Source organism: Shewanella sp. FDAARGOS_354, assembly GCF_002209245.2.
In the GTDB taxonomy this organism is placed as follows: Bacteria; Pseudomonadota; Gammaproteobacteria; order Enterobacterales; family Shewanellaceae; genus Shewanella; species Shewanella xiamenensis.
This window is the reverse complement of the sequence record NZ_CP022089.2, coordinates 4,228,736-4,254,365: the sequence shown is the minus strand read 5'-3', so window position 1 is coordinate 4,254,365 and position 25,630 is coordinate 4,228,736. Positions and strand designations below refer to the sequence as shown.

At 46.0% G+C, this 25,630-nt stretch carries 23 protein-coding genes; 7 read left to right on the top strand and 16 right to left on the bottom strand.

The genetic code is table 11. From position 1 onward, the window contains the following. Positions 1 to 6: 6 nt before the first annotated feature. The 9 genes from mshL to CEQ32_RS19160 form a co-directional block, all read right to left on the bottom strand. On the bottom strand, positions 7 to 1,686 hold the full coding sequence (gene mshL, locus CEQ32_RS19200) for a pilus (MSHA type) biogenesis protein MshL (RefSeq protein WP_088586612.1): 1,680 nt from the start codon (positions 1,684 to 1,686) through the stop codon (positions 7 to 9). A 14-nt stretch (positions 1,687 to 1,700) separates the two neighbouring features. Continuing rightward, complete coding sequence (locus tag CEQ32_RS19195; protein ID WP_055648039.1) at positions 1,701 to 2,018, bottom strand: MSHA biogenesis protein MshK; 318 nt, start codon at positions 2,016 to 2,018, stop codon at positions 1,701 to 1,703. Beyond that, the gene (locus tag CEQ32_RS19190) at positions 2,005 to 2,655 is read right to left on the bottom strand and encodes a hypothetical protein (RefSeq protein WP_037428192.1); all 651 of its coding nucleotides are present in this window, start codon (positions 2,653 to 2,655) and stop codon (positions 2,005 to 2,007) included. The genes CEQ32_RS19195 and CEQ32_RS19190 overlap by 14 nt, the downstream gene beginning before the upstream one ends. Continuing rightward, positions 2,652 to 3,254: a PilN domain-containing protein gene (locus CEQ32_RS19185; protein WP_037422409.1), complete on the bottom strand. Its 603-nt coding sequence runs from the start codon at positions 3,252 to 3,254 to the stop codon at positions 2,652 to 2,654. The genes CEQ32_RS19190 and CEQ32_RS19185 overlap by 4 nt, the downstream gene beginning before the upstream one ends. Further along, on the bottom strand, positions 3,251 to 4,129 hold the full coding sequence (locus CEQ32_RS19180; protein WP_037428193.1) for a hypothetical protein: 879 nt from the start codon (positions 4,127 to 4,129) through the stop codon (positions 3,251 to 3,253). Before CEQ32_RS19180 ends, CEQ32_RS19185 begins: the two co-directional genes overlap by 4 nt. Before the next feature lie 238 nt (positions 4,130 to 4,367). After that, positions 4,368 to 6,278, bottom strand: coding sequence for an RNase E specificity factor CsrD (gene csrD / locus CEQ32_RS19175; RefSeq protein ID WP_037422403.1), 1,911 nt, complete (start codon positions 6,276 to 6,278; stop codon positions 4,368 to 4,370). A gap of 215 nt (positions 6,279 to 6,493) precedes the next feature. Next, on the bottom strand, positions 6,494 to 7,738 hold the full coding sequence (locus tag CEQ32_RS19170; RefSeq protein WP_069454188.1) for a malic enzyme-like NAD(P)-binding protein: 1,245 nt from the start codon (positions 7,736 to 7,738) through the stop codon (positions 6,494 to 6,496). Positions 7,739 to 8,250: 512 nt separating this feature from the next. Then, positions 8,251 to 8,463 carry a 50S ribosomal protein L31 gene (rpmE, locus tag CEQ32_RS19165; RefSeq protein ID WP_037422397.1) on the bottom strand — a complete coding sequence of 71 codons (213 nt, stop codon included), beginning with the start codon at positions 8,461 to 8,463 and terminating at the stop codon, positions 8,251 to 8,253. Positions 8,464 to 8,642: 179 nt separating this feature from the next. After that, complete coding sequence (locus CEQ32_RS19160) at positions 8,643 to 9,704, bottom strand: FimV/HubP family polar landmark protein (RefSeq protein WP_088586611.1); 1,062 nt, start codon at positions 9,702 to 9,704, stop codon at positions 8,643 to 8,645. A 104-nt stretch (positions 9,705 to 9,808) separates the two neighbouring features. Between CEQ32_RS19160 and priA the strand changes: the two genes are divergently transcribed. The 4 genes from priA (at position 9,809) to CEQ32_RS19140 (ending at position 15,369) form a co-directional block, all read left to right on the top strand. Beyond that, positions 9,809 to 12,022, top strand: coding sequence for a primosomal protein N' (gene priA / locus CEQ32_RS19155; protein WP_122040778.1), 2,214 nt, complete (start codon positions 9,809 to 9,811; stop codon positions 12,020 to 12,022). A 111-nt stretch (positions 12,023 to 12,133) separates the two neighbouring features. After that, on the top strand, positions 12,134 to 13,879 hold the full coding sequence (argS, locus tag CEQ32_RS19150; RefSeq protein ID WP_088586610.1) for an arginine--tRNA ligase: 1,746 nt from the start codon (positions 12,134 to 12,136) through the stop codon (positions 13,877 to 13,879). A gap of 3 nt (positions 13,880 to 13,882) precedes the next feature. After that, positions 13,883 to 14,578, top strand: coding sequence for an SPOR domain-containing protein (locus tag CEQ32_RS19145; protein ID WP_088586609.1), 696 nt, complete (start codon positions 13,883 to 13,885; stop codon positions 14,576 to 14,578). 566 nt (positions 14,579 to 15,144) lie between these two features. Then, positions 15,145 to 15,369 carry a hypothetical protein gene (locus tag CEQ32_RS19140; RefSeq protein ID WP_023266915.1) on the top strand — a complete coding sequence of 75 codons (225 nt, stop codon included), beginning with the start codon at positions 15,145 to 15,147 and terminating at the stop codon, positions 15,367 to 15,369. A gap of 217 nt (positions 15,370 to 15,586) precedes the next feature. On the opposite strand, the gene CEQ32_RS19135 is transcribed toward CEQ32_RS19140, so the two are convergent. From CEQ32_RS19135 to CEQ32_RS19125, 3 genes are read right to left on the bottom strand one after another with little or no spacing between them, the layout of a single operon-like run. Then, entirely contained in the window at positions 15,587 to 16,519 is a 933-nt protein-coding gene (locus CEQ32_RS19135) for an SPFH domain-containing protein (RefSeq protein ID WP_037422379.1), read from the bottom strand. Next, positions 16,519 to 17,454, bottom strand: a complete 936-nt coding sequence (locus tag CEQ32_RS19130; protein WP_037422376.1) for an SPFH domain-containing protein — start codon at positions 17,452 to 17,454, stop codon at positions 16,519 to 16,521. Before CEQ32_RS19130 ends, CEQ32_RS19135 begins: the two co-directional genes overlap by 1 nt. An 11-nt stretch (positions 17,455 to 17,465) precedes the next feature. Next, on the bottom strand, positions 17,466 to 17,936 hold the full coding sequence (locus CEQ32_RS19125; protein ID WP_055648046.1) for an NfeD family protein: 471 nt from the start codon (positions 17,934 to 17,936) through the stop codon (positions 17,466 to 17,468). Between the two features lie 488 nt (positions 17,937 to 18,424). Here CEQ32_RS19125 and CEQ32_RS19120 point away from each other — a divergent pair, with 488 nt between their 5' ends. Beyond that, complete coding sequence (locus CEQ32_RS19120) at positions 18,425 to 19,177, top strand: outer membrane protein OmpK (RefSeq protein WP_055648047.1); 753 nt, start codon at positions 18,425 to 18,427, stop codon at positions 19,175 to 19,177. Between the two features lie 108 nt (positions 19,178 to 19,285). On the opposite strand, the gene udp is transcribed toward CEQ32_RS19120, so the two are convergent. After that, complete coding sequence (udp, locus tag CEQ32_RS19115) at positions 19,286 to 20,044, bottom strand: uridine phosphorylase (RefSeq protein ID WP_037422367.1); 759 nt, start codon at positions 20,042 to 20,044, stop codon at positions 19,286 to 19,288. A gap of 413 nt (positions 20,045 to 20,457) precedes the next feature. Here udp and CEQ32_RS19110 point away from each other — a divergent pair, with 413 nt between their 5' ends. Next, entirely contained in the window at positions 20,458 to 20,670 is a 213-nt protein-coding gene (locus CEQ32_RS19110; protein ID WP_037428200.1) for a YdcH family protein, read from the top strand. A gap of 62 nt (positions 20,671 to 20,732) precedes the next feature. Here the strand turns inward: CEQ32_RS19110 and CEQ32_RS19105 are convergent, their stop codons facing one another. Continuing rightward, a complete protein-coding gene (locus CEQ32_RS19105; RefSeq protein ID WP_037428201.1) occupies positions 20,733 to 21,908 on the bottom strand; it encodes a type III PLP-dependent enzyme in 1,176 nt (391 codons plus the stop codon). 418 nt (positions 21,909 to 22,326) lie between these two features. After that, positions 22,327 to 22,809, bottom strand: coding sequence for a hypothetical protein (locus CEQ32_RS19100; RefSeq protein WP_037422362.1), 483 nt, complete (start codon positions 22,807 to 22,809; stop codon positions 22,327 to 22,329). Positions 22,810 to 23,045: 236 nt separating this feature from the next. Here CEQ32_RS19100 and CEQ32_RS19095 point away from each other — a divergent pair, with 236 nt between their 5' ends. After that, positions 23,046 to 24,584: a tetratricopeptide repeat protein gene (locus CEQ32_RS19095; protein WP_122040777.1), complete on the top strand. Its 1,539-nt coding sequence runs from the start codon at positions 23,046 to 23,048 to the stop codon at positions 24,582 to 24,584. 64 nt (positions 24,585 to 24,648) lie between these two features. On the opposite strand, the gene CEQ32_RS19090 is transcribed toward CEQ32_RS19095, so the two are convergent. Then, entirely contained in the window at positions 24,649 to 25,488 is an 840-nt protein-coding gene (locus CEQ32_RS19090; protein WP_088586608.1) for a LysR family transcriptional regulator, read from the bottom strand. Positions 25,489 to 25,630: the final 142 nt, after the last annotated feature.

Sequence of the window (25,630 nt, the reverse complement as noted above, 5' to 3'; positions counted from 1 at the left end):
GAAAGCTTACTTATTTTCTGGATACCAACGGTCGAGTAAGGTCTTAGAACGCTCTAACTCGTTTTTCCACGTATCCCCGCCCACCACGGTCGGCTTTAACATAATAATCAGCTCGGTTTTCTTCTTCTGCTTACTGCGATTTTTAAACAGTTCACCCACCCAAGGGATATCCCCAAGCAAAGGTACTTGCGATACCACTTCTGAATTTTCACTCTTCATCAAACCACCAATGACGACAACATCGCCAGAGGCCGCGCGGATCACAGTATCTGATTCGCGAATTTCACTTTGCGCCAAGGGTAATTTTAAAGGTTGGTCATTGATTACAATGCCTTTTTCCTGTTCTTTGACATCGATCACCGATGGATGAACATGCAGTAATACGTTGCCGTCTTTATCGATTTGCGGAGTTACATCCAGCGCAATCCCCGAGAAAAAAGGAGTTAATTGAACTTGAGGTGTCGTAATAGGCGTAGTGCCAGCCACAGTAGTTGATGAAACATCGGTAACAAAATACTCATCGGTACCGACTTTAATTACCGCTTTTTGGTTATTCGATGCCGTCACCCTTGGGCTGGATAATACATCCACATCACCTTGGGTATCGAGCAGGTTAATCATTCCCGCAAAATCCGCACCCTTGAAACTAATCGTCGTTACGCCACCCAGCGTTGAGCTAATTTGATCACTCAAACCTGGACCAGCAGACGTACCTACTTCTACCTGAGTATTTCCCCCTGCTAACGCTGAGCCAAGCGCTTGCCATTGAATCCCCTGCTGATAACCATCAGACAGAGTCACCTCGAGGATCTTTGCCTCAAGGATCACTTGGCGTTGTAAATGTGTCTCTGCCGAACTTAAAAAAGCACGCACTTGACGTAATTCATTCGGATAGGCACGAATCGTCACTAATCCCGCCTGTGGAGTGACGACCACTTGGCGACCGCCGCCCGTGTCACCCACAATGGCGGTTAAGGTTTCTTTTAACTCGCCCCAAAAATCGGTCTTAGTGTGCGAACGGATAAAGGTGCCATTGCTGCTATCGCTGCTGTTATTGTTGGCATTATTACCGTTGCTCGAATTGTTATTGCCACTAAGGTTACCGTTATTCGAGTTATTATTGCCGTTATTGTTATTCGAGTTACTGTTATCGGAAATTCGGCCCGAACTCACCGAGGTTAACGACAGGCCATCGCGTACCATGTATAAGTAATTGACCGGAAAAGTCTCAGTACGCATCCCCGCAGGGAATACTCGCAAAATACGTCCTTCACGGCTGACTTCATAGCCATAAATATCTTCAACCACTTGAATGGCTTCGCTCAATGTCACGCCTTTTAGCGACAATGAAATCGTGCCCTGCACATCGGGATGCACCGCCACACTAAAGGGGGTGCCCTGAACGAGGCTAGGGAAAAATACCCTCGCATCGACATCATGGGCAGAAACATCGATACGACGTTCGGTTTCCATGGGCGCAGCTAAACTGCCCATTAAGGTATTAGTATTCAGTTCACGCTGCACCGCGTCTGGCATAACGGCTGGCGGAGGTGGCGTTGACTGCTTCGCGGCCTGCATCGACGCAGAAAGAGCCTCTTTTGATGCCATCGGCTGCGGTCTATCTGTAGTTTGGCAAGCCATAAGGCAAAGTGAGAGTAAAGGTGTGAAGTATTTAATGGCGGTCATCTGAGTCTTATTCCCTATCTCTCTGTTATTGCTTGAAATAATGCTAATTTCCGTCCGTCAGAAAGTGATACTGACGAGGGGGTAATACGCACGACTTTGACCCCTTGGATGCTATCACCTACGGACACAATTTTATTATTAATCACGGCGTAAGCCGTGTTGCCTGAGCTGACAATACTGTTGAGCACTAAGGCTTGATGCTGATTTTGACTCGCAGCGCCTACAGCCGAATAGCCTTTACCGGGCAAAGTAGGGTCCCGTAAGTTTTCAGCCGACACTTGTGCCGAAATCACCAGTAATGCGATGAAAATATAAGGCTTATTGAGCAACACTGATAAAGTCCTTATTAATACTCAAAGTATAAAGCTCGATATCGATTTTCCCTTTGGGGTAATCAGCCACTTTATAGTCGAGGCGTTTCCAGTAAAGTTTGTCGGGCATGGCTTCTACTGCTTCAACAAAACGCAATACCGAGAAATAATCACCTTCTAAGCTCATGCGGATCCCATGGCTATACAAATTCAACTTTTTCTCTTCACCCACCGCAAGCAGTGGTACGGGCGCGATAGAGGTAAACTTCTGTAAGGTAATTCCCTGAACCTGCCCAAGCAGATTACCCAATAGTTCAGGCATATAATCGGCGGGCACCATATCGACCATCTGCTCGTTAAGCTGAGTATCAAGCTGTTGGTTTTGTTGCTGTAGCAAGGTTAAACGCTGGCGATAGTCCTGATTGGGATCTAGCGCTAATCGCTGCTGGTATAAATCAATCTGTTGCACCGAAACCTGATTTTCTTGCTCTATGACCTTTAACTGCTGCGCCGTCGAATACTGTTGTTTCCAAAGCGACTCAATAGGCATATAAGCCAACATAGCGATCAGTGCTAACAGGGCAATGGCGATTAGCCCACGCTCGCGTTGGCTGAGAGCATCAAACTTTTGCGCTAATTGTTCAAATTGGGCTTTCATCGCGCCTGCTCCTCTGGAGTCTCACTCGTCAGCGTGAAAGCCAGCGGTTTATCCTCACCGCGATCCATGGTCATAGACGAAAAAGCCTGCCCTTTTAAGGTCTGGGTCGCTTTTAGCTTACTCACCCAAAGCGGGATACTCTGTGGATGATCAGCAAATCCTTCAAACATAAAGTGCTGCTCGTTAATCACAATATGGTTAAGCCAAACACTCGCATCGGCCACCATAGCCAAATCCTTCAATACAGGTGCAAAACCTCGGCTGGTGAGGGAGGAACGCAGTGCCAGCTCATTCATTAATAATTGCTTTAGCTCGAGCTGCTGTGACTCTAACTCGACGCGCGCGACTAACTCAGGATCGGGTTTACGGGCGGCGATTTGTGCTTCAAACTCCGCCTTTTGCTGGTCAAATTGCTGTTTTTGCGCTGACGCTTGGCTTAGCGCCTGCACAGACTCATTTAATGTCCAATAGCTAAAACCGGCAACTGCACCGCAGACAACTAACAAGCCTACGGTATAACTGATTAATTTAGCGAAGGTTAAGCTCTGCTTTGGCGGCAATAGGGCGGCAGAATATAGGTTGACTCTCGATTTTATCACTCGTCACCTCGTGAAAGCTCACTAAAGGCCAATCCCGCCATTTTCGCGCCAACGGAGGTCTTATTAACCACATTAACGGCTTGATTAAAGTTGGCCGACACCAACTTCGCTAAGGCATCGACCGCACCGTCGGCAAATAACTCAATGGAGTTAACAGGAGGCTGGCGCAGTTGACTCTCAAAATAATCCATAGATCTTTGAATTTCTAGGCTTAAGTTATCTGCCAATCCATAGTTTAGTTCATCCACTTCAGCCTTATCTAATTGGCTAAAACCGCGTACACGGCGCTGCATATATAACAGCCCCTGTTTTACCACCGTCAGTAACAACTCCTGCCCAGAATGATGGCTAACGACCAATCTTGCCTGATTATCATCGATAAACAGGTTGGTCATCGCGAGTTCTTCGATGCTAATCCCTAAAACAGTCAAACCTTGCTCACTGATGGCTTGAACCATATTGATCAACTTATCTTTATCAACCACGACAACATTGAGTTTATTGCTTGGCAAAGGGGACTCAAAATAATCCAAGTGAATTTGCGGCACAGGAATATTGACCATATCTTTGATAGACCAAATCAAAGCTTGAGATAATTCTTCACTATCGACATTCGGTTTATCGGCGACGAGCAATTGATAGCGACCACTACTAAGAGTGATCTGTAAAGCGGCATGGGGGAAAGTGCTGGCAAGTTCAGCAAAGACACTTTGCCATTGATCTTGTTGTAATTCAAAAGAAACCCACTGCTCATGCAGACGTTCGGTGGCAGGTGCATAGACCCACAGCTTATCAGCACAGACATACACCCCCAGTGCAACACCCGTCTGTTTGGCTCGCCAAAAGGCCAACCGAGCAAAAAGTCCTTTATCCATAAAAATGCCTGTCTTCCGATAAAGTTAAGCTTGAGTGATAAGCCAGCGAATTGCGCTATTTCTACACCACCAGACGGAGATAAGCTCACAGCATTTAGAATGCGAAATTCGTCATATCCAGCGTCATAATTTTGGCACAGGCTAGTTTATCCGCTAATCTGTGAATTTTATAGAGAAATTCAACAACCCAGCCCTATTCTTCCACGAGGATCACATCACTCGGGGAAAACAATACGACTTATAACACCTCTGCTGGATCGCTAAAATACATGCCCTGGGCCATCCCCACCCCGAGAATTTGCAAAGTTTGCCATTCTTCAAACACTTCAACCCCCTCCGCACACACTTGCACTTCAGTACGGTACAAACCACCGATTAAACTACGAATAAACAATTGATTTTCAGGGCGTAAATGAATATGACGTACGATAGAACGGTGCAGTTTAATCATGTCGAAATGGCACTCTCGGATATAGTAAGTGCCAACAACCTGTTGTCCAACATGGTCGACACACAGACGAGCTCCCATCTTACGGATCATATCGAGTTTAGGCTGAAGCTTGTCTTGATGCTGGATCACTATATCCTCTGACACCTCAAAAATCAGTTGAGGTGTCAGATGGCGATGCTCAAGTAAGGTCGTTTTAAGCCACTGGGTAAAGGCCCGGCTCATCAAACTATCTAAGCTAAGATTCACACTATAGATTTGATCTTTATGCTGCTCTTGGCCGAGCAACCCCAATACACGCTCAATCATCTGCCGTTCAATTTGTGGCATCAAACCACATTTGTTTGCCATGGGGATAAACAACGTCGCCCGCACTAATGTCCCTTGATTATCCCGCGCCCGGGTAAAGATCTCTTTATGGTGCTCTCTCCCATCTAAATCCATAATGGGCTGACTAAAGGGATAAAAACGCCGCTGAACTAAGGCATTCTCTAAGAAGCTGCGCCAACGCACCGAGCCTTTGGCAAACTCCTCATCAATCGCGCCCTTATCGTACATAAACCAATTACTATTACCTTGTAATTGAGCAGCACGTAACGCCATATCGGCCTCATCAAGCAGCTGATTAACATTATCCCCGGCGGTAAAATAAGCACAGCCCAAGTGGTAAAAGTTATCTCTATTGTCCACATCATCGGGCAAGGTTTGACTCAAGCAGACTTTAAGTAACTTACTGGCGAGCTGATCTGCCTCAATCAAAGAGACGTGGGGCACAACTATCGCAAATTGATTATGGTTACGCCGCGCAAAAATACTGTTCGGCAAGGTTTGCAAGATAGAGTTAATACTATTGACCGTCGCATGGAGTAACTCTTTAACAGCAGCTTCACCCTTTGCCTGCTGTATCAAATCGAGATCATCCATTTCTAACAGATAAATCACCCCATGAGCGACCATACCTTGGTCATGGCTCATGGCATCGAGGCGGTTATTTAAAAACAACCGATTACCAATACGGGTTTGCGCATCTAAAAAGGTATTGGAGCGAATAAACTTATCGAAACGACCTCGTTCCTTATGGGCATCCTGCAATTCCTCAAGCAGTTTGGTTAAGGCTCTATTGATTAGCCTTGGCTTACCATTACCAGGGGTTGCCAGCGCTTGTTCATGTTTACCTTGTAAAATTAATCGACTGCGCTGAGCAAGTTCCTCAATACCATCCAACTGCTGCGAAAACCATATATGTCCGAAACGAACCAAAGCAATCACAGCTAGTAAGCCAATGCCCAAGATAAGCAACTCATACCAACTCACACTGTAATGTTCGAAAGGTTGTGGCAAGCTCAGAGCCATTGTGAGACCCGACTGAGGATCGAGCAAATGGGTATACACCATGGCATTTTGCGTCTGCACATTGCCGTGATAGGCGAAAAGCACTTCGCTCTTCATGGTTAAACGAAATTCAACGGCGTTATACGCCAGCAACATGGGAGGCAGCCAAGACTCCAACTCCCAATCGGGCTGGGAGTGATAATGCTCTATTAGAAGGGATTCAAGTTCAGACACTTTCTGCTGCTGAAACTTATAGGTTAATTGTACAAAACTCATCATTGCGCTGAGTAAAAACACGAAGGCAATAGCGGCTAAAGACATTAACCAGAAGCTGGTTAGTTTTGTTGTTAACATTCGAGTGAATTTCATCGAGCCGCTATCCTGCAGGATTATTATAATTATTGGTGCACTCTTAACATGAGTTAAACAAATGCTACTCAAGATTATTCAGTAGCATAAGCTAAAAGGCAACCTAGGATTTATTTTCAAAGACATTGAAAATCGCGCCAATAGCAGAGATTTCAGCCAACGTTAAAACAAAAAAGAGGCTAATTAGCCTCTTCTTCTATTAATTCTCTTGTCGCTTAATCCGCATATTGGGGCAAAGTTGTTATTGCAGCAACACCCGAATCAATGGCCGCTTGCGCCACGGCGCGGGCCACGCGCGGCAATAAACGTGGATCCATCGGTTTTGGTAGCACATATTCAGGACCAAAACTTAATGAACTTACCTTTGGATAAGCCTTAAGTACACTTGCTGGAACTTCTTCTTTCGCTAATCCGGCAATGGCATGTACAGCCGCAATCTTCATCTCATCGTTAATGCACGATGCACGCACATCTAATGCGCCGCGGAAAATAAACGGAAAACACAGTACGTTGTTCACTTGGTTTGGATAATCGCTGCGACCAGTGCCCATAATTAAATCGCTGCGCGTCGCGTGGGCAAGTTCAGGTTTTATTTCAGGGTCTGGGTTTGAGCAGGCAAAAATCACTGGCTTATCCGCCATCATGGCCACTTCTTCAGCACCAATCACATTTGGGCCGGATAGCCCTAAGAAAACGTCAGCGCCTTTAATCACATCTTGCAAGGTACGCTTGTCAGTCTCATTCGCAAACAAGGCTTTGTATTCATTCAGATCAGTACGACCCGCATGGATCACGCCTTTGGTGTCAAGCATGTAAATGTTGGCGCGGTTAGCACCACACTTCACTAACATGGTCATACAGGCAATGGCAGCCGCACCAGCACCCATACACACAAAAGTGGCATCGCTAATCAGTTTACCTTGAATGTCTAAAGCGTTAATCATGCCAGCTGCGGTAACAATGGCTGTGCCATGCTGGTCATCGTGAAACACAGGCACATTACAACGCTCAATCAATTCGCGCTCGATAACAAAGCATTCAGGCGCTTTGATGTCTTCGAGGTTAATCCCACCAAAGGTGCCAGCAATAGCCGCAACTGTATTAATAAACTCTTCAGCAGTGTTATGCGTTACTTCAATATCGGTCGAGTCGATATTAGCAAAGTGTTTGAATAATAGTGCCTTACCTTCCATCACGGGCTTTGAAGCCAATGGACCTAAGTTGCCTAGGCCCAGAATCGCCGTACCGTTAGAAATAACGGCAACAGTGTTACCTTTGTTGGTATAACGATAGGCATTTTCAGGATTAGCGGCAATTTCACGTACTGGTTCAGCCACACCTGGGCTATAGGCTAGCGCGAGGTCATGGCTCGTTTCAGCAGGTTTGGTGAGGCATACTGCAGTTTTACCGGGAACGGGGAATTCATGATAATCGAGTGCTTGTTGACGAATATCTGACATTTTAACATCCTGAAATGCGACATTTATAAGTATGGAAGTAAGGCCGACCGACTCAAGATCACCTCATTTATGGGTGATTTAAACAGTGTGGCAGGTCGGGGTAAGATACGCCAATTAGGTCACATTTTAAATAAGATCTTGAGAAATTTCGCCTTTACGGCTGAATTGTCGCCCTAAGCTAAGTTTTACAAACTTATCTTAGTCGATAACGGATGATTACCTGTTTAATTTTGTAGAAAACAAACGAAAATATGCAATAAAACAAGGGTAAAACTGTGGTTAAACCTAAAAAATGTTGACTAAATTACAATAAAGACACTAACTAGCATTATATTATCGTTAATTACTATAAATAAGTCGATTTTGCGCAATTTAACAGGAAGAAAGTGATAGTGGTGTTTTTTTAATTGAAATCGTACCAGAAAGGCTAAAAAGTAGCGATTACGTGCCAGCTAACGACAAAAAGCAAAAAGGCGCCAGAGGCGCCTTCGAGAGAAATATTGCTAACGCAATTATTTCTTGCCAAGCATACCAAAACGCTTGTTGAACTTGTCGATACGACCGCCTGTATCAACAATTTTTTGTGTACCTGTGTAGAATGGGTGACATGCACCACAAACGTCTAAATGCAGGTCTTTACCAGCAGTAGAGTTTACTTTGATTACGTTGCCACAAGTACAGTTTGCAGTGATTACTGCATATTCTGGGTGGATACCTGGTTTCATTGGGATTACCTCAAAAGTAAGGCCATGTCGCTCTTCCAACCCGAAGTCGGACACCACATGCAGTTAATAACGGATATGTTAGGGCGCAGGATATTACAGTATCACCTAAGCGGATACAAGTAGATTATCTGAGCATTTTAACGATAATCCACTTGTTTACTGACCATTTGTCTCAGCTTTTATTGGCCAGCTTCCCTATCTTCGAAACTCGCCTTAGCGCCCTGTGCATCGGGATAACGCGCGAGTATCTCAGCCGATGGACAAGTTAAAATGGCATCTTTCTTTAAGGCATTGATACGATTTTTAGCAAATGCTTTAGGATTAGCGTCATGAATCGCCAACATCGCACCATATACACTGACTTGCCACTCAAGGGCATAGCGATTGGCAATCCGCCATAGGGTCTCGTTGTGATAATCCAACATACACTCACCCGAGCTTGTTGCATTGGCATTTGTCGAGCTAGCGATCTTAGTCACTTCGGCTGTCTTAGCTTCAGACACATCAATCCCATTTATACTCTTATCAGCTTTTACCATATCTGCGTTTGCAGATGAGACTTGGGCAGCAGATGATTCGGTCGATGGCTTAGCGATAGAAGGTTCCGTAGACAAACTCGAAGCTGAGGATGCTTTCGCGTCAGGCTTATCCTCTGGGAAGGTAAATCCAGAAGCGCGGGGGGCAACAACGTTTGCCGTCACAGCCGCCACAATAACGGGCGCAACATCTGCTTCAGCGGTGACTAAATTCACCTCTTGCACAACCTTAGTTGATTTAACTGTGGTTTTGTCACTTTTAGCAGAGCTTGCCGCCAACTGACTAGTTTCGGCTTTGGCTGCTTTGCTTGATTTAACAACCGCGGTTTTTGCTTGCGATACTGAAGACGTCGCAGAGGAAGTATTATCAAACAGCGGCAGATTTTTCACTTCATACCAGCGATCGACTCGATATTCACGAACTAACAAGCGTGCCTTAGGATCAGTGACATCCTCAACTCCCGTCAGCAATATCAAGAAACGGTTGAGCTGTTCAGCCATCAGCTTTTCTTCACCACTGGACTGATGCAACACAAACTCAAGCCGCGTCATATCCTGATTATCACTGATCACATTCACGCGCATTTTGGGATAGGCGCCCAATTCAAACATCCGATTGTTGATGCTGACATGGGAAACCTGTGCCTGCACAGCAGCACTGCATACTAAGGCAAAGAGTCCTAATGATTTCGCTATTTTAGTCATTTACTTACTCTCAACTATCCTTGGATAAACTGTCATTAGGACTAGCCCTTGCTAGCCGCGCTGAGTACACTAAACCTCATTTCCCTTTTAGACTCGCCCAGCATATGTCACTGTTTGTTGAAGTTGCGTTACCTGTGCCTATGCGGCAAAACTTTACTTATCGCGTAAAGACAAACGAGCAAAGCGATGATAGCTCCCAAGCCAAGCCACAAATTGGCGTTCGGGTCAAAGTCCCCTTTGGACGCCAACAACTTATTGGGCTCGTTACCGCGATTACCGACAGTTGCGATCTGGCGCCAACGCAACTGAAATCCGTTATAGAGTTTATTGATGACGCGCCCTTATTGCCAGAATCGCTCTATAAATTAACCCTATGGGCGGCCAGATACTACTTTTGCAGCCAAGGCCAAATGCTCACTCAAGCCTTACCTGTAGCACTGCGCAAGGGCCTAGATGCCGCGCCACAAAAAATCCAGTACTGGCACATCACAGAGCTAGGCAGCAATATTGCGCCAGAAACCTTAAAACGCGCGCCCGCTCAAAAAAAATTACTCGAACAGCTAAAACAAACCAGTCTCACCCAGGAAGAAGTCACCAGCCTAGCGCTGAACAAGACCGCGCTCAAAACCTTAGAAGATAAAGGCTGGATTGCCCGCCACGAAAAACTCGCCGAGCTCAATCTCGATTGGCGCAGCCAACTCGAGCTCGATGAAACGCCCCACAGGCTAAATAAAGAGCAAGCAATTGCCGTAACGGTATTAACGCAGCAACAAGGATATCACTGTACTCTGCTCGAGGGCATTACCGGTTCGGGTAAAACAGAAGTCTATTTAGCCTTGCTCGAACATATCCTTAAACAAGGTAAACAAGCACTTATTCTAGTGCCTGAAATTGGCCTCACGCCGCAAACCATCAATCGCTTTAAACGCCGATTTAAGGTGAATGTTGCCGTGCTGCACTCAGGTTTAACCGACAATCAGCGCCTCGAAGCCTGGCGACAAGCTCGCTGTGGCCAAGCGGCCATCATCATTGGTACTCGCTCCGCATTGTTTACGCCGATGGCATTTCCCGGTGTAATCATCCTCGACGAAGAACACGACAGCAGCTTTAAACAGCAAGAAGGCGTTGGTTATCATGCCCGCGACTTAGCGGTAATGCGTGGGCATTTAGAATCAATCCCAGTGATTTTAGGGTCAGCAACGCCTTCCTTAGAAAGCCTGCAAAATGCGCTCAGTGGTCGTTATCATCATCTGCAACTCGGTGAGCGGGCTGGTAATGCTAAAAAAGTACGCCAAGGTATTATCGATATTAAAAACCTGCCCCTCAAGGCGGGCATGTCGGCGCCACTGATCAACGAGATCCGCAGCCATTTAGAGGCCGGCAATCAGGTATTACTATTTTTAAACCGCCGCGGGTTTGCACCAGCACTGCTCTGCCATGAATGTGGCCACTTACACGAATGCGATCGCTGCGATGCATTTTTTACCGTACATCAATCCCTTGGGGAAATTCGCTGCCACCACTGTGGTAATCAATATGCCATCCCAAGGCAATGCCATAATTGCGGCAGTACCATGTTGATGGGCCAAGGTATTGGTACCGAGCAGCTCGCCGAAGCACTGCAATTGGAGTTTCCAAAATATCCAGTGGTGCGTATCGATCGCGATACCACCCGCCTTAAAGGTTCGCTAGAAAACCATTTAAGTGCGATTCATAAGGGCGAATATAAAATCTTGGTTGGCACCCAAATGCTGGCCAAAGGGCACCACTTCCCTGATGTTACCTTAGTGGGCTTACTCGATGTCGATGGTGCGCTATTTAGCGCCGACTTTAGGGCGCCAGAGCGCTTCGGCCAGCTTTATACCCAAGTGGCGGGCCGCGCTGGGCGGGCCAATAAACCCGGTACAGTGCTTCTGCAAACTCACCAGAGTGATAACCCGATCCTTAGGGATTTACTCCACCGCGGTTATGGCGAATTTGCCCGCAGTCAATTAAAAGAACGGCAAATGGCGCTCTTGCCACCCGCTTGGCATATGGTACTGGTGCGCGCCGAGGCGCATTCTGCCTTAGATGCTGACAATTTTCTTAATGCGTTTGCATCCTTGCTGCCCCAAGATAAAGAGTTTGAGATTATCGGCCCAATGCCCGCGCCACTCGATCGAAAGGCCGGTAAGTTCCGCCGCCAGTTGATGTTTCAGGCCAAACACAGACATAGATTACAGCAGGAGTTCGAGCGTATTTATCCGCTGGTGGAACAACTGCCCGAAGCCAAACGCTGCCGCTGGAGCCTAGATAGGGATCCGCAGGATCTGTTGTGATTCAATAATTTGATAAAAAATCATCGGGAAGATAGCAATTAGTCACCACAAACGGCTAAAATACGCGGTTATTCCCTGTATTCACTCTTAAAGTTAGTAGCTAATTAACCCATGAAATCACATATCCAATCATTACTTGACCAAACCATCGAATCCTTTAAACAACAAGGTATTTTACCTGCGGATTTTGAGGCCCGAATTCAAGTAGATCGAACCAAGGATAAGAGCCATGGCGACTTGGCAACCAACGTAGCCATGATGCTAACCAAGGCAACGGGTAAAAATCCGCGTGAATTAGCACAGCTGATCATCGACAACCTTCCCGCCTCCGCCTATGTGGCAAAAGTTGAAATTGCAGGCCCAGGTTTTATCAACTTCTTCATCGATGACAGCGCACTGGCTAACCAATTACAAGCCGCGATTGGCGATGCGCATTTAGGGATCAAATTACCCGCACCACAAACTGTTGTGGTGGATTATTCATCACCCAACCTCGCCAAAGAGATGCACGTAGGTCACCTGCGTTCAACCATCATCGGCGATAGCGTGGTGCGCACCCTCGAGTTTTTAGGCCACAAAGTGATCCGTCAAAACCACGTGGGCGACTGGGGCACCCAATTTGGTATGTTGCTGGCTTACATGGAAGAATTACGTGCAGCCAATGGCGAACAAGCCCAATTAGAGTTATCGGATCTCGAAACCTTCTACCGCGCCGCCAAACTGCGTTTCGACGAATCGGCTGAGTTCGCGACCCGCGCCCGTCAGCTTGTGGTTGCACTGCAATCCGGTGATGAGTACTGCAACAAACTGTGGCGCGAATTTAACGATATTTCGCTAAGCCATTGCCACGAAGTATACGAGCGTTTAGGGGTGAGTTTAACCCGCGCCGACGTGCACGGTGAAAGCGCCTACAACGCCGATTTAGAGCAAGTTGTTAAAGATTTAGATGCCCAAGGTTTATTGACTGAAAGTAACGGCGCCAAAGTGGTCTTCCAAGAGGCCTTCCGCACAAAAGAAGGCGAACCACTGCCGGTTATCATTCAAAAAGCCGATGGTGGTTACCTGTACGCCACAACCGACTTAGCCGCGATGCGTTACCGCTCAAGTGTACTCAAAGCCGACCGCGTGCTGTACTTTGTTGATTTACGCCAAGCACTGCACTTCCAGCAAGTGTTTAGCCTTGCCAAACTGGCCAAGTTTGTCCGCGAGGATATGTCACTCGAGCACTTAGGCTTTGGTACTATGAATGGCGAAGATGGTCGTCCGTTCAAGACCCGTACTGGTGGCGTGGTGAAATTAGTTGATCTGCTCGACGAAGCCAACAGCCGCGCGCTGGAATTAGTTCGCAGTAAGAATCCAGATATGGATGAAGCGATACTTGCAGAGATTGCCCGCGTAGTTGGGATCAGCGCGGTAAAATATGCTGATCTGTCGAAAAACCGTACCAGCGATTACATCTTCAGCTTCGAGCAAATGCTGAGCTTTGAAGGCAATACCGCGCCTTACCTGTTATACGCTTACACCCGTGTCGCTGGCATTTTTAAGCGTGCGACCGATGTTGACTTAAGCCAAGCCAAAATCGTACTCGACCACGAAAAAGAGAAAGATCTAGGCAACAAACTGGCGCAGTTTGGTGAAATCCTAAGCCGTGTTATCGACAAAGGCCAACCACATGTGCTCTGCGGTTACCTCTATGAATTAGCAGGGGCTTTCTCTAGTTTCTATGAGGCCTGCCCAGTGCTTGCAGCCGATAACGACGAGCAAAAACACAGTCGTTTACTGCTGTCACAACTGACGGCGAGCACTCTGCAAAAAGGCCTAAATCTACTAGGTATCGAAACCCTAGAACGGATGTAAGCCATGAGCAATCGTGACTATGCCAACAGAAGACCGCAATCGGGCGCAAAACCGCGCCCGATCCGCGCGACACGCGCAAGGCCTGCGGCTAAAAAGGCCCCGCCTAGCCGTAAGCTTCCTATTCCTTTGATCCTGTTTGCCTTTATTGCTGTAGGCAGTTTTGGCTATTTTCTGTGGAGCATTAAAGACACGGCCAAGCAGGAAGCGCCTGTAGAAGTCAAAACAGAAAAAGAAGTGAAGACAAAAGAACCTGCTGCTCTCCTTACACCAAAGGTGAAAGAGACTGAACGCCAAGAGGTCGCCGTCGCCGCTCCGGTAGAGGAACAGCCGGTAGTTGAAGTGCCGAAGAAAGATCCGAATGCCTTGCCGCCTAAACCCAAGGAAGAATGGACCTATCTGGACGAGCTTGAGAATAAACACGTCGAAGTGGATATTCCTGATGTCGTGGCGACGCGAGCGCCACAGCAATATCAATTGCAGTGCGCCTCATTCCGTCAGGAGTCGCAGGCGAACCAGATGAAGGCCGTGATTGCATTCCAAGGATTAGAAGCGCAGGTCAGGCAAATTGAGGGCACCTCAGGCACTTGGTACAAAGTCATCCTCGGGCCTTATGAGCGCAAACGTGATGCCGAGCGTAAGCGTCACACCTTGCAAAATGCAGGGATCAATGGCTGCCAACTCTTAGCCATTCCTAAGTAATCCTACTCGGAAATGGGTCTCTGAATCGCGGCGCGTGAGCCATCACGCGCCGCGATTTTTTATCTTCTTGCCAACTGAAGTCCGCTCCCAACCACCCTCTTTCGCCTCGTTTTAAACATTGAGCTAATACCAATCGTATTAAATATCTGTTCATTCAGCGGGAGTTAAACGGGCTTTAGACAAGGCGAAGGCTTGAAGGCATAGTGGCGCTCTGTCGAAAGCCTTAAACGCAGTATAAAGCACGTTCAACCCCGCCCTTCGGGAGCCTCACAGGCATCTCACTCCCGTGTTACATTGACTTAAAAGGGAATAACCATTTCTTCGTCAATGCGCCTTGGATTGAGATGCCTGTGAGGCTCTGAACTGATTAGATATTTAATGTGATTGGTATAAGTCACAATTTCATTTTATAGAATTTATAACCACCTATTTTTACACAGTAAATTTGTTTATTAAGAAAGATTAATATGGCGTTTAATTGACCTAGATCAAACTTAGGCGTATCTCTTAATAAACAGCAAAACCTGTTGTCTACTCTCCAAAAACCAACCTCAGGGTGAAGTATTATGAATGCATTAATCGAGATCGAAGCCTCTGAATTTAGCCAACTGTTCAAAAGTGGTGACGCCTTAAGTATCCGGATGTTTATGGAGCATGTTCACATGCCTTTAGATGTGCAGGATAAGATTTACAACGAAATTTCCGCCTTAGCAGTACTTGAACAAGACACTATCGCGCGGCTTATCGAAACCCATTCCCACTCCGAAATCTCTGAACGTTTGGCCTATTAACGCGCTTAGTCTTAATACAATGTAACGCCAACGGATGGCTTCATTGAATTCCCCCTGTACCGCGTCAATTAGATGCATTCGTCCGAAACATTTTCAACCAATCATCCTTGTCAATCCTATGCAAAACCGCAAAAAATAAGGCCAAATATCACTATTTGGCCTTAGGTTTATTGGTGCTTAAGTTATGAATATTTAAGCACCTGCATGGTTTAGTGTCTTAAGCTTTCTCTTTTAAGCCTATGCTATTCATCCAGTAATCGAAATCGACCATATTACCGGGCAACACAATACGGCTAGACTTTTGGCTTAAACCATCAAGCTGCTTAAAGTATTGCTCACCGAGTTGCATACGCAGTGCGTTATGGCCACCAGGAGCGGCAATCACTGTTGCTAAACGTTCAATCGATTCGGCAGTTGCGCGCGACAGCGTTAAAATCTCCTCCGCTTTACCTTCGGCCTCGTTGATACGACGCTGCATTTCCCCCTCAGAACGGTTAATCGTTTCCGCTTTAATCCCTTCGGAACGATTGATCTTACTCTGCTTATCACCCTCACTCTTTGCCAGTAATGCACGGCGCTCACGCTCGGCATTCACTTGCATTTCCATGGCGTTTTTCACCGTCTCGGGCGGCGTGATGTTCTTAATCTCATAACGATGCACGCGGATCCCCCACATGGCGCCTGCTTGGTCGAGCACTTCGACTACCTTGGCCGAAATCACATCCCTCTCTTCAAAGGTGCGGTCGAGATCTAAAGTGCCGATCACAGAGCGCGTGGTGGTCTGTGCCAGCTGGATAGCCGCATAACGATAGTCGGTGATGCCGTAGCTTGCCTTCACAGGATCGGTAACAGAGATATAAATCACCCCATCGACTTCCACATTTACCTCATCGCTCGAGAAGCACTCCTGTGGTGGCACGTCGATAGTTTCCTCTTTTAAGTCATGGATATAAGCCACTTTATCGACAAATGGGATCAGGGTGTGGAAACCCGCATCTAACGTCGAGTGGTACTTACCTAAACGCTCAACGATATAAGCCGATTTAGTCGGGACTAAGCGAATGGATTGGAACAGCTTAATCACAAATATGGCGAAAATCAGTCCCCAAATAACCATTACTGCGACATCAGTATTCAATGGGATTTCCATTAGCGTGCTCCTTTGCTAGTTGCATTATGGCCAGCCACGGTTTGGGTGACTTGTTCCATTCCTTCGAAGAATCCTTCGAGTTTTGCCATTTCAGCCGGGACGACCGACACTTGCGAATCGTTGAGGATCTTACCAACCTGAGCAATAAACTGCTCTTTTAACAACATATTCATCGCATCGGTACCGCCATTAACCGCTAACGCTTGGGAAATCATTGCCATGCCTTCGGACTTTGCCTTAGCAATAATGGCAATCTCTTGGCCTGTGCCCTTAGCTTCGTTGATACGCTTCTGTTTTTGGCCTTCAGAAATGTTAATCGCTTCTTGGCGTTCACCCTCTGACATATTGATCATCGCGGCCTTTTCAGCATTGGCTAGGGTAATTTCAGCGCGTTTACGGCGCTCAGCTTCCATTTGTTTTTCAAGGGTATGGATCACGTGGCGCGATGGCGTGATATTGCGGATCTCATAACGTAACACTTTGATCCCCCAAGGCTCAGACGCCTTATCAATCTCGCGCACTATGGATTCGTTTAAGCGGTCACGCTCGGAAAAGGTTTCACTCAAAGTGAGCTTACCGATTTCAGAACGCATCGTAGTTTGCGCCAGATTGACGGCAGCTTTACGATAGTTTTCAATACCGTAGCTCGCTAGTTTTCCATCCATAACCTTGAGATACACTAAACCATCCACTTCAAGCTGAGTGTTATCCTTGGAGATACAGCTTTGTGGCGGCACGTCGAGCACTTGCTCACGGGTATCGTGGCGATAGGCCACACGGTCGAAAAAGGGAATTAAGAAATGAAATCCCGGTTGTAACACAGTGCGAAATTTCCCTAAACGCTCAATGACATGCACCTCACGCATTGGCACTATTAGCATGAGCTTATAGAGAATAAACAAGACAAATAAAATGATTAAGGTAAACACAAACATAGACTCATCCTTTAGTTTTGAGACGTTGCCTGATGAACAGGCTCAACCACTAGGGCAATGTTTTCACGGCAGATAATCCTGACCTCAGAGCCCGCAGCAATGACACTACCATCCCCCAATGCGGGCCATTCGCTCCCTTGAAACTCGACTCTTCCTGTCGATTGTCCTGGGCCTATGGTTTGTTTCACTCGAGCGATTTGATTGTAGATATCAAGTTCTTCATCGGTGTTGTCCACATGGGAATCCCCACCGACCAATTTTTGTGTGACTTGCCGAAAGGCAAGCAATAGGACAATGGCCGACATAAACCACAGTGTCAGACTTTGAACTAAGCCTTCCACTAGGCCAATACCTAAGGCACCTGCGACCACTAAACAGGCGGCACCAAGAAGCACAACTATACCTCCGGGTATCACCAGTTCCGCTAGCATCAAGATAATCCCGATAATAGACCAGATGACAATCAGATTCGAAAACTCCATATTTCCCCCTGAAATGAGAGCATCCAGTGCAGCACTATAGCAGCAGAACAACAGACGCGCGACATAATATGTCATAAATTTATACGCCGATTTTTAAACGACAGCAAGGGAAATAACTGAAGCTGACTAATAGGCTGAATCGCTTTATAGGGAAAACGCTATGGGTTTCTGTTCTAAAATTAAGCACAATCAATTCAAAAAGTTAGCTTAAAACATCAACAAACAAGAATGAAAACAATAAATAATCATACAAAATCAATAAATTAAGCAAACACAAACCCACAATATGATTATGTGATTTTCACAACAACATTCGATAAAAACTTTGAATAATTGTAAATTTTTGCATATATTGCCCGCACTTTTGACCTAGCTCTCTGTCGGGGGTCGACTCAAGACACAACACCTGAGTCGCTTTGCCATACAGTGCACAGAGCAGGAACTGAGTACAACCTTATTAACCTCTACCCCTACAACAGGAAATAACAATGAAAAAGACATGCCTATGTCTAGCATTAATGCTTTCACCTCAAGCATTTGCTGGTGACTTAGTACAGTGGTGGGATTTCAGTGCAACCGCCCTTTATGGCGAAGACTACGACTTGGCTCCTTCGGACAAGCAAACGACAGTCACACTCGAAACCGCTGGTGCATGGAAATACGGTGATTGGTTTGCCTTCCAAGATTTTATCTATTTCAAAGGCGACCACACGGGCATGGATAGCACCACCTACGGAGAGATTTCACCGCGCTTTAGCGCGAGTAAAATCCTCGGCGAAAAGATTGCCTTCGGCCCAATTACCGATCTTTCATTAGCCCTCACCTACGAAGAAGGTGAAGGCCCTGTGCATAGCTTGCTCTATGGCTTAGGGGTCGATGTTGCCGTGCCTTACTTTACTTACCTTAACTTCAACACCTATCGTCGCGATGCGATGAGCTCAGGCAACATCAGTGATGGTTGGCAGTTCACCCCAGTATTCAGAATCGATATCCCTGTAGGGTCTGCTAACATCATTCTCGATGGCTTTATCGATTGGGTATTTGCAACAGACAACAGTGGTTATGAAGAGAACTTCCACTTTAACCCTCAGCTTAAATACGATTTAGGTAAGAGCCTATTTGGTGACCATAAGGCAAATAAACTGCTGGTAGGTATTGAGTACGATCTGTGGACCAATAAATACGGCGTGAAAGGTATCGACCAAGACACTTACTCTGTGATTGCTCAGTACCACTTCTAACAGTGACTGGCAAAAGTCAAAGTTACTTTTGAAAATTAAAAAGGTGCCCAAGGCACCTTTTTTGTTATTGAGCCACTCGCTTTGCAGGGGAGTGATATTGAACCAAGATTACGCGAGTAACTTCTTAGCCGCTGCAACCACGATAGAAACCGCACTGACTTCGGTTTTCTTCATTGTTGCTTCATCAGGAATTTCTTGTTGAGTACGGTTTACGATCACACCCGCCACACAGGCAGCGCGCCAACCTTGAGTCGCACACATAGTAAATAGGGTGGCTGATTCCATTTCATAGTTCAGCACGCCCATTTCTTGCCACTCTTTCATTGAACCAGCAAAACGGCGGGTCACACGGCCAGTGACAGTGTCGTAACGCTCTTGACCTGGATAGAAGGTATCTGAAGATGCGGTAACACCAATATGTGGCTCTACGCCCGCATCGCGGCACGCAGCAACCATAGCTGTGGTACATTCAAAGTTAGCCACTGCTGGGAACTCCATTGGTGCAAAATGTAAGCTCGCGCCATCTAAACGCACTGACGCTTGAGTCACAATCACATCACCCACATTCACATGGGGTTGAATCGCACCTGTAGTACCAACACGTAAGAAGGTATTCACGCCTAATTGCGCTAACTCTTCTACCGCAATCGATGTTGATGGACCACCGATACCGGTAGAACAAATCACCACTGGCTTACCGTCAGCATACGCTAAGTAGCTGGTGTACTCGCGGTGGCTTGCAAGAAACGTTGGATTATCCATTAACTCAGCAATACGTTTTACACGCTCAGGATCGCCTGGCACAATCGCCAACGTAGCGCCATCGAGCATCGCTTTGGTCAAACCTAAATGAAATACATCAGCCATCGTGAAAACCCCTTTCATTTTTGATAGTAAAATTCTTATATAATCGACTTTAACCTAGTATCGAAGCGGTGAAGGTTAACTTGATCACAGAATTATCGGCAAGAAGAATTGTTCATCCGTAATGTAATTACCAAATCTATTACAGCTTGATCACAAAGATAGCAAATCTGTGATGCTTCTGTGAGCTTGTATCAATTACGTGGAATAAAGTGTGAGTCAGATCTGACTCAATCGCCACATCAAGCAATATAAAAGATATAGATCATTGATTTATAGCTGATTTGCTGAAATCACGCTTTAGTATTAACCTGTAGAAGGACAAATATTGATCCATATCACGTTTATTCATTATGCCTAAGGTTAGGGTTAAGACGAGACCAAAGCACAGTAGAAAGACGACAAGGAGAACGCCAATGTTTCCAGAGTACCGAGATCTGATTACCACCTTAAAGACCCAAGATGCTCATTTTCAACGTAAATTCAACGAGCACAATCAATTAGATGAGGAAATCAAACAACTGGAAAAACGTGTCGGTAGTGATTTCAATCCCGCAGTGAAAGAGCTCAAGAGCAAAAAACTCCACTTAAAAGAAGAGATCTATCAAATTCTCAAATCCCACAGCTAAGCTGCTATCACGGGAAAAACTAAGGGCGCCGCAGCGCCCTTTTTGTTGCTATCTAAGACCGATTACAAATAGTAATCCTTCAGGGGTGGGAAGCCATTAAAACACACCGCTGAATAAGTCGTGGTGTAAGCACCGGCGGTTAACCAGTACATACGGTCTCCAATCGCTAGGTCATTCGGTAAACCATAGCTGTAGTGCTCATACATAATGTCGGCGCTGTCGCAGGTTGGGCCAGCAATCACACACTTATCCAGCTCACCCTGTTTATGGGTGAAGATTGGGAATTTAATTGCCTCATCCATGGTTTCGATTAAACCAGAGAACTTACCCACATCGGTAAATACCCAACGCTCTAATGCGGTGTAGGATTTCTTACTGATCAACACCACCTCAGACACCAGCACCCCAGCGTTAGAGATCAGCGAACGACCCGGCTCCAAAATAATTTGGGGAAGATCATCACCAAAATCTTCCTTCAGGAAGTGAGTGATTTGCTCAGCATAGACACCGAGTTGATTGGTTTTGTCGATATAATTCGCAGGGAAACCGCCCCCCATGTTGATCATCTTCAATACAATATTGTGCTCATCGCGCAAACGATCGAAGATACTTTTCACTTTACCAATCGCCGAATCCCAAGCACCGATATCACGCTGCTGTGATCCCACGTGGAATGAAATACCGTAGGGTTCTAAGCCGAGTTCCTTCGCCAACACTAACAGCTCATAAGCCATCTCATTTTGGCAACCAAACTTACGAGACAGTGGCCAATCGGCGGTGTCTGTGCCTTCGGTCAGGATACGCACATAGATGCGTGAACCTGGTGCTTCTTCGGCGATCATACGTAAGTCAGCTTCAGAATCCGATGCATACATACGCACGCCACGCTCATAAAAAGCACGTACATCTTGGCGCTTTTTAATGGTATTGCCATAGCTAACACGGTCAGCTGTAACGCCGACATTCATAACCATATCTAGCTCATAAATCGAGGCAATATCAAAGTTTGACCCTTTATTTTTTAGTAATGTCAGGATCTCAGCCGCTGGGTTTGCCTTAACTGCATAATAAACATTGGCATAAGGAAAACTATTAACCATGTCATCGTATTGTTTCGCAATGATACTGGTATCAATCACTACGAACGGGGTCGCCTTATCCTTCGCAAACTCTTCAATACGTTTGAAGGTTTGAGCATCATAATAGTCAGCAACATCAATAGATTGAAATTGGCTCATTGGGCCAGAGTCTCCTTTGGGTCAGATGATAAAAAGTCGTTATGTGTCTTAAAAACGTGCGCAGTAAACGCTATTTTTTTAGTTAACGCAACGAATTTTTATGCTTAATAACTAACTTTTTATTCCAACAAATATTAAGCCGAGTTGGACCTAAAAAAACTATTTTTAAAACAAATAATTATGCATAAGAGTTCAGCAAAGAATCTTAAGCTTTATTAACGCTAAAAATGAATTTTTTAAGATGGCAGCCCGCTTTAGCTAAGGGCAGATTATCAGGGAGAAAACGATAGGATGAACCTTAAGTTCCACGGCGTAGTAATACCGAGCGAGAAAACACATCTGTAGTGTTATATAAGGATTAGTCAGATATAAAAGAGGGGAAATCTCTCCCCCTCAGATAGGGCGTAGTCCTACGACTTTACTGCTGTGACTCATTTAATTTGACTAAGGCTTGGCCTAGGGCTTCGCTGGAGTCAAAGTAAGCAATATCTTGAATATTGAGATTATCCAATAAAATCATGGTTGCCATATCTTTGGTATCGGGCAATAGGCGGCTAATCTGCCCTTCCCTGTCTAAACCAATGGCAAAAGGCAGTTCCTGCATTTGTGGTACAGCCACAAATTTGGCTATCAGCGATGGCATACCACTGATATCAGCCACATAAACTAAATGCGCAGGAAACTTATCCCCCGTTAAAGGCGTTAGAGTTTCTTTAATGATATCGCCACCTTTCATGCTACGACTAAAGAGCACTACTTTGGTTTGTTCGGTAACACTGACCGCCTTATCATTTTGATCTTGCAATGAAATAGGACTTATCGCGTCTCCCGCTACATAACTTGTAGCCAACGCCATCATGGGAGTGAAAAGGAAGGACAGGCACAACAACAGCTTTCTCATAAACACTTAGCTCCATTTTAGATACGGGCAATAGCATACCCGAGTCTGGTAACCCGCTCATTTAATCCGAGCTATTACATGATACGCTTCACAATGCATCACGAATACGTCTTTAAAAGACGTCCACTCACATGGGATATATCAGACTTAGCGACCTAACTTCAAACACTACACTTGCAATTTTAGTCTGTTACAAGTTTACTGTGCTGCCAAAATATCGATAGTGACGGAATACTATGTTGTTGATACTTATCATTATAGCCTTTATCGTACTCTTTGTTTTTTTCGCAAAGTACCAAAAAAAGAAGATTCAAGCCGAAGCGCTTACCGCAGGGGAACCCTCAGCGCTACTCAATCATGGACTCACATTAATCAATCAGGGCGAAGTCAACTCAGGCCTAGACTATATTCAGCAAGCCGTTGATAAGGGCTTTGCCGTGGCCGCCATTGCCATGGCCGAGCTGTATTCGGGTCGATTCCAACAAGTCCCCGCCGATCCCAAGGCATCTGAATATTGGTATCGAAAAGCCGCCGAGATCGATCCGCAATATTTACCCATGCTCACCCTAACTAGCTTGGTCGCCACAGAGGCACAAACACCCGAGCAGTTACGCGAACAGGTAGAACAGCTCAAAACCAGTGCAGAAGCGGGGCAAGTCGAGTTTCAATATGAGCTCGCCTATTTGTATCTCAGACAACCCTTTCTCGATCCCGATGCAAGCCAAGCCATTTACTGGTTTGAAAAAGCCATCGCCCAAGGAAACCAAGATGCCTATTACCACTTAGGTACACTCTACTGGCACGATGAACGTGTCACTTCTGACTATGTTAAAGCGCGGGAATACTTTGAGAAAGCCGTCGCCGCCGGTGATGAACTCGCAAAAGATAACCTAGGCCATATGCTTGCCGCAGGCCAAGGCGGCCCTAAGGATCTCGTCCGTGCCGAAGCCCTACTCAGCGAATATGCCGTAGAAAATGATTTTCGTCAGTATTACCTAGGTAAACGTTTCCTCTATGGTGAAGATTTTGCCGTCGACTATGGTAAGGCTCGCTATTGGTTAGAAAAATCCTGCGCCGCTGACAATGTTTTTGCCAAGTTAGCGCTGGCACACCTTAAACTACTCGACCCACAAACGGATAATGACTACCAGCAGGCAAGAACAGAATTCGAGACGCTAGCGCCCCAGTGGCAAGAGGAAGCACTATTCGGCCTAGGTAAAATCTATGAAGAAGGCTTAGGTGTCTCGCGCCAACCGATTAAAGCCTTAATGTATTACCAACTCGCAGCGATGAGCCATATCAGGGACTATCAAGACGCATATGAGAAGCTCAGTAAGCGCTTAGGAACCTTAGAGATCCGCGAAGCCCAAAGCCTGTGTAATAACTTTCTACATCAACATCCTATCCCCAATGAGCAGCAGGCTTATTACTACCTTAACCAAGCAGAAATCTACCGCAAGGGTGAGCATCCGAGCCGCGAAGCGCTGCAAACCGCAGAGACTTGGTACCGTAAAGCTGCCGACTTGGGCAGCCAAGATGGTATGCAAGCCCTCGTTGATATCAACCGCCATGAGTCGATTGATAAACCGGTTCAGACATATATTTGGTCGAGCATATTACTGCGCAACTTTGGCAAATACGGGATGAATAGCGATCAGCTTTTGTATCAACAACAAGTCCTGCCGCGCTTAACAGAGTCCGAGTTGTTGTATGCCCAAGATGAAATCGAGAGGATTGAAACTCAGCTAGCACCTTACTTACAGAGTAATGAATAAGGATTAAATTGCTGATTACTAGGGTTTAGCCGTTTGGCCAAACCCTATTATTAAAAACCACGGCTTAAGCCGTGGTTTTGCTCAAATGCCGCAGCAATGTTGCCAACGTAGGCGCAACGGTTTGATGGGATGGATAACACAAACCAATACGGCGAAACATCCGAGGCCCATCGAATTTAATCTGTTTAAGCCGAGGCTCGTCTTCGATTAATCCATCGGGAAGAAAACTCACCCCAAATCCCGCCAATACCAGCGACATCACTAAAGACTTAGATTCTGCCTTCGCCACCAAATTAAGCGACAAATTACTGCATGCGAGTAAGCCTATGGTTTGCTGATGCGCTTCGCAGGGTGGGCACTCAATAAAATCGTACTGACTTAACTCTTCGGGACGAATACTGCTGAGCTGCGCAAGCGGATGCTCAGTCGGCACGCATAGCACATAATCCTCCTCCCAAAGCGGAAAAAACACTTCATCCTCATGGCGTAAACTGTCTAAAGTTAATCGGCAATCCGCAGGGCTTTGATAATCCAGCAGTTCTAAATCTAAATGACTAATCGCCTGATTGATTTGAGTTAATAATCCTGCAAGACGACGCTGACTCAGATCGGGCATCACGGCTAAGCGCAACTTTTGCCGACTCGCCTTAGCCATAAATAGAGCAGGTAATTTACTGGCCTCCTCCACCAACTTAACCGCCAGTGGATAAAGATAGTGAGCACTGTCTAAGGCCTTTACGCCCTTTTTACTGCGCTCGAATAAGGCACCGCCAAGCTCTTCCTCTAACTGTTTAAGCCCAGCGGAAAGCGAGGGTTGACTGACATAACAACGTGTTGCCGCCGCGGTAATATTGTTTTCTTCATAAATTGCGATAAAAAACCTTAATAGGCGTAAATCAACCATTTGCCTTCACCAGTCTGCCCAGCATATGTCATAGGCAAATCCTATCATATCCAGTGGGAATAAGTATTTTCCAGCCTAAAAATCCCCTTCTATACTGATGAACAAGCTAGATATTGCTCAATTAACCACATTCTTCGCAGAT

Bases quoted from the DNA above. Each gene is read 5' to 3' on its own strand.
- mshL (WP_088586612.1), bottom strand. From the start codon at position 1,686: ATGACCGCCATTAAATACTTCACACCTTTACTCTCACTTTGCCTTATG.
- CEQ32_RS19190 (WP_037428192.1), bottom strand. From the start codon at position 2,655: ATGAAAGCCCAATTTGAACAATTAGCGCAAAAGTTTGATGCTCTCAGC.
- CEQ32_RS19180 (WP_037428193.1), bottom strand. From the start codon at position 4,129: ATGGATAAAGGACTTTTTGCTCGGTTGGCCTTTTGGCGAGCCAAACAG.
- csrD (WP_037422403.1), bottom strand. From the start codon at position 6,278: ATGAAATTCACTCGAATGTTAACAACAAAACTAACCAGCTTCTGGTTA.
- CEQ32_RS19170 (WP_069454188.1), bottom strand. From the start codon at position 7,738: ATGTCAGATATTCGTCAACAAGCACTCGATTATCATGAATTCCCCGTT.
- rpmE (WP_037422397.1), bottom strand. From the start codon at position 8,463: ATGAAACCAGGTATCCACCCAGAATATGCAGTAATCACTGCAAACTGT.
- CEQ32_RS19160 (WP_088586611.1), bottom strand. From the start codon at position 9,704: ATGACTAAAATAGCGAAATCATTAGGACTCTTTGCCTTAGTATGCAGT.
- priA (WP_122040778.1), top strand. From the start codon at position 9,809: ATGTCACTGTTTGTTGAAGTTGCGTTACCTGTGCCTATGCGGCAAAAC.
- argS (WP_088586610.1), top strand. From the start codon at position 12,134: ATGAAATCACATATCCAATCATTACTTGACCAAACCATCGAATCCTTT.
- CEQ32_RS19145 (WP_088586609.1), top strand. From the start codon at position 13,883: ATGAGCAATCGTGACTATGCCAACAGAAGACCGCAATCGGGCGCAAAA.
- CEQ32_RS19140 (WP_023266915.1), top strand. From the start codon at position 15,145: ATGAATGCATTAATCGAGATCGAAGCCTCTGAATTTAGCCAACTGTTC.
- CEQ32_RS19135 (WP_037422379.1), bottom strand. From the start codon at position 16,519: ATGGAAATCCCATTGAATACTGATGTCGCAGTAATGGTTATTTGGGGA.
- CEQ32_RS19130 (WP_037422376.1), bottom strand. From the start codon at position 17,454: ATGTTTGTGTTTACCTTAATCATTTTATTTGTCTTGTTTATTCTCTAT.
- CEQ32_RS19125 (WP_055648046.1), bottom strand. From the start codon at position 17,936: ATGGAGTTTTCGAATCTGATTGTCATCTGGTCTATTATCGGGATTATC.
- CEQ32_RS19120 (WP_055648047.1), top strand. From the start codon at position 18,425: ATGAAAAAGACATGCCTATGTCTAGCATTAATGCTTTCACCTCAAGCA.
- udp (WP_037422367.1), bottom strand. From the start codon at position 20,044: ATGGCTGATGTATTTCATTTAGGTTTGACCAAAGCGATGCTCGATGGC.
- CEQ32_RS19110 (WP_037428200.1), top strand. From the start codon at position 20,458: ATGTTTCCAGAGTACCGAGATCTGATTACCACCTTAAAGACCCAAGAT.
- CEQ32_RS19105 (WP_037428201.1), bottom strand. From the start codon at position 21,908: ATGAGCCAATTTCAATCTATTGATGTTGCTGACTATTATGATGCTCAA.
- CEQ32_RS19100 (WP_037422362.1), bottom strand. From the start codon at position 22,809: ATGAGAAAGCTGTTGTTGTGCCTGTCCTTCCTTTTCACTCCCATGATG.
- CEQ32_RS19095 (WP_122040777.1), top strand. From the start codon at position 23,046: ATGTTGTTGATACTTATCATTATAGCCTTTATCGTACTCTTTGTTTTT.
- CEQ32_RS19090 (WP_088586608.1), bottom strand. From the start codon at position 25,488: ATGGTTGATTTACGCCTATTAAGGTTTTTTATCGCAATTTATGAAGAA.